The organism is Blautia sp. ZXY-1-B12, assembly GCF_056339915.1.
Window position 1 is genome coordinate 1 of sequence record NZ_JBWJVP010000085.1, and the last position, 5,438, is coordinate 5,438.

The 5,438-nt window shown below is 43.9% G+C and carries 3 protein-coding genes, 1 pseudogene and 1 riboswitch; all 4 genes and pseudogenes read right to left on the reverse strand.

The genetic code is table 11. The features are described from left to right. Positions 1 to 289, reverse strand: a pseudogene (locus AC075L_RS05805) (PfkB family carbohydrate kinase); the annotation flags it as partial. A gap of 318 nt (positions 290 to 607) precedes the next feature. Further along, positions 608 to 2,023 carry an alanine/glycine:cation symporter family protein gene (locus AC075L_RS05810; RefSeq protein ID WP_288548118.1) on the reverse strand — a complete coding sequence of 472 codons (1,416 nt, stop codon included), beginning with the start codon at positions 2,021 to 2,023 and terminating at the stop codon, positions 608 to 610. Between the two features lie 136 nt (positions 2,024 to 2,159). Continuing rightward, positions 2,160 to 2,291: riboswitch (glycine riboswitch) on the reverse strand. 235 nt (positions 2,292 to 2,526) lie between these two features. After that, entirely contained in the window at positions 2,527 to 4,206 is a 1,680-nt protein-coding gene (locus AC075L_RS05815; RefSeq protein WP_476387335.1) for an acyl-CoA dehydratase activase, read from the reverse strand. Continuing rightward, positions 4,199 to 5,431: a 2-hydroxyacyl-CoA dehydratase subunit D gene (locus AC075L_RS05820; protein WP_347461630.1), complete on the reverse strand. Its 1,233-nt coding sequence runs from the start codon at positions 5,429 to 5,431 to the stop codon at positions 4,199 to 4,201. The genes AC075L_RS05815 and AC075L_RS05820 overlap by 8 nt, the downstream gene beginning before the upstream one ends. Between the last annotated feature and the right edge of the window lie 7 nt (positions 5,432 to 5,438).

A 5,438-nucleotide genomic window follows, 5' to 3' on the forward strand; every position in this document is an offset into this window, starting at 1 on the left:
GATTTCAGTTTCAGATCTAATCCTTGAAACCCCTTCACTGATCTGAATGAACTCAGATTTCACTCCCATCTCATGTAATCTACGGATAATTTCTTTCCCTACAAACCCTGCGGTAAATCCAAGTGCAGTGTTCTCAATCCCAAGGTTCATAAGGACTGTGGAAACATTAATTCCCTTTCCCCCCGGAAGCATCAGCTCTTGAACTTGTTCTGTTTGTCAGCCCCAGTTTAAAATCATCTACCGAAACGATATAGTCCAGAGATGGATTAAAAGTCACTGTGTAAATCATCTCTTCTTTCCCTCCCGTTTTATATTGGTATCCTTTCGGAGTCTTTATTTCACTTGCACCAAAAGATTCCAAAAGTACATATTGTCATGTCTTTTCTGCATGTTCGTGACTGTTTTTTGTTTACGTTCTTAGTATACTGTCATATTCATTCAAAGTCAATCAAACTAATTCATAAAAATAATGACTGATTTTGGTTTACTTTGCACAAAAAAGTCATAATCAGTCAAATGTAAGCAAAAAAATCCTCTGATCAGGATTGCTATAAATTCCATGATCAGAGGATTTACTGTTTTCTGTTATTTTATTACTTTTGATTCCTTACATTTTATGCTTTTCTGCTGCAAAGAACGCTTTTGTTTCTTTTACGATCACTCCACTTAATGCGAACAATGCGATCATATTCGGAATCGCCATCAGTCCGTTGAAGATATCTGCGATCGTCCATACAGCACTTACTGTCATATACGGTCCGATAAATACTGCCAGAATGTAAAGCCAGCGGTATGTAAGGATTGTTTTCTTATGTCCGTTTGTCAGATATTCCAGACATCTTTCACTGTAATAATCCCATCCAAGAATCGTAGTAAATGCAAAGAATACCAGACAGATCATTAATACAAATGCAGAAACCTGTCCAGGGATCGGAAGTCCGTGCTGGAATGCATAGGTAGTTACCTGAACACCTTCCAGACCTTCTACCTGCCATGCACCTGTCAGTACGATGGAAAGACCTGTCATTGTACAGATCACGATCGTATCAATAAATGTACCAGTCATACTTACGAGGCCCTGACGTACAGGCTCTTTTGTCTGAGCTGCTGCCGCTGCGATAGGCGCACTACCAAGACCTGCTTCATTTGAGAAGATACCACGAGCCACACCTTTCTGCATGGATACGATCATTGTTCCTACCACACCGCCTGTCACTGCTGACGGATTAAAGGCTCCCTTCACAACTGTAACGATTGCTGCCGGAATCTCTGTGATGTTTAAAAGAATCAGCGCAACACTGAAGATCAGATAGATCACCGCCATAAACGGTACAATAATCTGGCTGACTGTTGCAATTCGTTTCAGACCACCGATGAGGATTGCTGCAACACAGGCTGCAAGAATCAGGGAAGAAATTACAACTGCCCAGGAATACTCTCCAAGGAACGGAATATTTACGCAGTTTGATTTGTTCGGATCAAAGAAGTTCTGAACTGCACTGGAAATACCATTTACCTGGCTGAATGTACCGATTCCGAAAAGACCTACACATACACCAAAGAATGCAAAAATCTTTGCAAGCCATTTCCATTTTGTTCCCATACCTTTCTCAATATAATAGAAAGGACCGCCAAGGCTGTGACCGTCTTCTGCTACCACACGGTATTTCACTGCAAGAAGACCTTCGGAAAATTTTGTTGCCATTCCGAAGAATGCTGCAAGAATCATCCAGAATAAAGCTCCGGGACCTCCGGCACAGACAGCAGTTGCAACGCCGACGATATTACCGGTTCCGATTGTGGCGCTCAGTGCTGTACATAAAGCTGCAAAGCTGGAAATCTCACCATCGCCTTCTTCTTCGTTCTTAAACATCCATTTCAATGCAAGAGGGAGTCTTCGCATCTGAAGAAGTCCAAGTCTGGCAGTTAACAGGATACCACCTGCCATGATCAGGACCATAAGGGGCACGCCCCAGACCAGATTGTCTACTGTTGTCAAAAAAGAATTGATCGCTTCCCACATAATAATAAATCTCCTTTTTCTTTTAAAAAGTGTAATATATTGTACAGCTGGGAAACAAAGTAATAACAGACCGTTTCAAAAATCAGAAGTTCAGAAAATACTGTTCATATAGTTCATATGAATCAGCGGGGATGATAAAGCATCCTCTGTCCTTTTGCCTGAGAGATTCAAGACACGGGTCAGATAACCAATTGTGGGAAGTTATCAGCATTCCGTGTTATTTGCACCTTCGGCCCCCGATCTAACGGGTGTCTCCAGAGAAACGATCCATTTGCAGTTCTTCCCTGCATCCAGGGAACCTGAGAGTTTTACTCCTTCGGCGGGTATAGCCTTTTGTGTGGCTTCCTCTTTCCTGCAAACTTCACCTCGTTAATTTGCTGTTACTGTGGTATACTATAGCTCTTAAATTTGAACTCGTCAATAGAAAATTAAACTTTTATAAAAAAATATAAAAATTCCAGAGATTTCCACCTTGTAAAAATCCCTGGATATTTAAATAATTTTTATACATCAGCCATATCAGCTGCAAACAGCGCCGCGCCAAGTGCACCGCAAAGCTGAGCCTTGTCACTGATTACCAGCTTTGTTCCAAGCTTCTCTTCCAGCGTCTTTACCAGGCCCTTATTCTTAGAAACACCACCGGTCATCATATATTTCTCCTCACCGCCCACACGTCTGGTAAGGGCGGCAGTCTTTACGGCAACCGCCTTGTTCAGACCATGAACAATATCATCTGTTGCCTTATTCTGGGCGATCAGGGATACAACTTCTGATTCTGCAAATACTGTACACATACTGGAAATTGTAATATCTTCTTTGAATTCCAGCCCACATTCGCTCATCTGATCCAGATTCATTTCCATGGTACGTGCCATCATTTCCAGAAATCGTCCGGTTCCTGCCGCACATTTGTCATTCATAACAAAGTTTGCAACTGCACCGTTCTCATCCAGTCGGATCACTTTGCTGTCCTGTCCGCCAATGTCAATGACAGTGCGGACTTCCGGATCCAGGAAGTGTGCACCTCTTGCATGACAGGTAATCTCTGTGATACTCTTATCACCATTTTTAATGGCAGTACGTCCGTATCCGGTAGTAACCAGCGCATCAATATCTTCTCTCTGCAATCCGGCCTCTTTCAATGCCTCTGCAAGGGCACGGTCTGCTCCGATAGCAGCTCCTGCTCCTGTAGGCAGGATAATACTGGTCACAATCTCATGATCTTTATTTAAAATCACCACATCTGTACTGGTGGAACCACTGTCAATCCCTGCGAAATAACCTTTTCCCATTTTTTTCTCTCCTTTTGTGTCTCCATCTATGGTCTGCTCCAGTGTTTCAGGCTGAATGCTCTCTGCAAAAGCTTCCAGTCTGGTAAGAAGCTGACCGCTGCTCTGAATAGTATAATCTGATTCGATTTTTAAAAGAGGTACATCTGTATGGTTCTTGATCTCAGCATATTCGAAGCTGTAAAAATCACAAAACTTCACTGTATGATAAATAATTCCTGCAACAGACGGATCATTATAAAGCTTCTTACGACCTGTCGGGTCCATCATACGCATACATGGAATCTGCCCCAGAATCTCACCTGCATACCAGTCCATCAGCTCATCAAAAGAAGCACCCTCCGGTGGAAGTATATTTCCCACAGAACGGTTATGCACGCAGGTATCATTCTCTACAGGAAGAGGCATAGCTTTGCTGGTCATTTCAAATAATTCCTGCCCCATTCTGGCGCCAAGCACTGCAATATGGGACTTTGTGATTTTCTCCTGTGCATGGAAAGCAGCCCGGAATTTTCCGGCATCAAACTTTGTGCCTTTGTACTGTGCATAAGCCTTCGCCAGCCCTTTTAACTGTACAGCCATACGCTCTCTGCTGCAGGCACTGTCACAGTGAAGCACATCCAAAATATAGAGAAAATCCAGCTTGCCGCTTTCAAGCAGAATGTCATAGACACTCCGGATAGTATCACAGCAGCTCACCAGGACAAGTTCCTTGATTTTCCCCTCCATGACTCCTTCCAGAAGTGTTTTTCCAAAACCGCAGATATTGGGATGGGAAACCTGATCGGCCAGGTCAAATCCCTCCGGCATATGATTAAAGTTCTCACATTCCCCGCCAAGAGATTCCAGAAGTTCAATTGGGGTATATTTACAGACATAGTAAGTTTTATTCATTCTCAGCACCTCCCAGCATTTCCAGAAAAGCTCCCAGCCTGGTGGAAGTTTGTCCTTCTCCTCCATGGCTTCGATCACACCCGTCACCGTCCAGGATCAAAAGGGGCAGACCGGCTTCCTCGAACTTCTTCTTTGCAAGCTGTGCCGCACCAAGCGTATGTTTACATCCCCAATGTCCAAACCACACAGCACCGTCTGCTCCTGCCTGTTTCGCATGGCGGATACCGGCTTCAATCCTTCTAAGGGCACTTCCGTTCAGTGAATGATATACCATTCTTTCTGCCATTGCTTCAAAAGGGTTCTCAGGATCAAAATCCGGCTCACAGGTTTCTGCAAGTTCACATCCTACGATCTGGGCTTTCTCACTGAAGCAAAGCTCCTGGCGCACTGCATCCGACCAGAATGGAATGGTATGCATCCAGTAAATGTGTTTCCCTTTCGCTGCCGGTGCTTTCTTAATATCTTCAAGAAGCATCTGTGTATACTTCTCTTCTTCTGCTGTTCCCAGAAGGATATTGTTTGTCATTCCTGCATACAAGGGTGTGACCAGATCAGAGGGCACATATCTGTCTGCACGCATCTGCTGATATTTTTTGTAATTCTCCAGAGTCCGCTTACTGCAGGCAAGACGTTCCTTTAATCTGTCCTCAGAGATTGTTTTTCCTGTATTTTTTTCCAGAAATATTTTTAAATCCTTTAACTGATCTGCCACATACTGTACATTCTCTGTGGTCTGATTCCATGGTACATCAATGGCAAATACAGGTACCTGGTAAAAATCTGCCAGGGTACGGAAGGTGAGCAGGTTAGCATCGCAGGTCAGGTTGGTATAAACAATACATTTAGGCTTTGGCAGAAGTCCTTTCTGCGCTGCACCAAGAAATGTCTTGTGATAACTGCACAGTGTCTCTGCAATTCCCTGATTCTCTGCCTGCTGCAAAAATGCCCTCTCTGCTTTGCTTGCAGAAAGATAGCAGGAAAATCCTTCTACATTATAGGGATGTAATCCCACCTCCTGCATCATTTCGCAGGGTGTAAAAATACTTACAATAACAGAATCTTCCGGTTTCTGAAGGGGCCACAGCATGGTATCCATCATCAGGTTTGCAAGATGCCTGTCTGCAGGCATCAGTCTCTTGTCCTGCATGTAACGGAACTTCAGATTCTGCGCCCCCCAACCGGTTTTTAACAGCCGGCGGGCTGACTGAGGCTTTTTATCCGTCAGATTTTCC

Excerpts from the sequence above, each read along its gene's own strand:
- AC075L_RS05810 (WP_288548118.1), bottom strand. The coding sequence starts at position 2,023 with ATGTGGGAAGCGATCAATTCTTTTTTGACAACAGTAGACAATCTGGTC.
- AC075L_RS05815 (WP_476387335.1), bottom strand. The coding sequence starts at position 4,206 with ATGAATAAAACTTACTATGTCTGTAAATATACCCCAATTGAACTTCTG.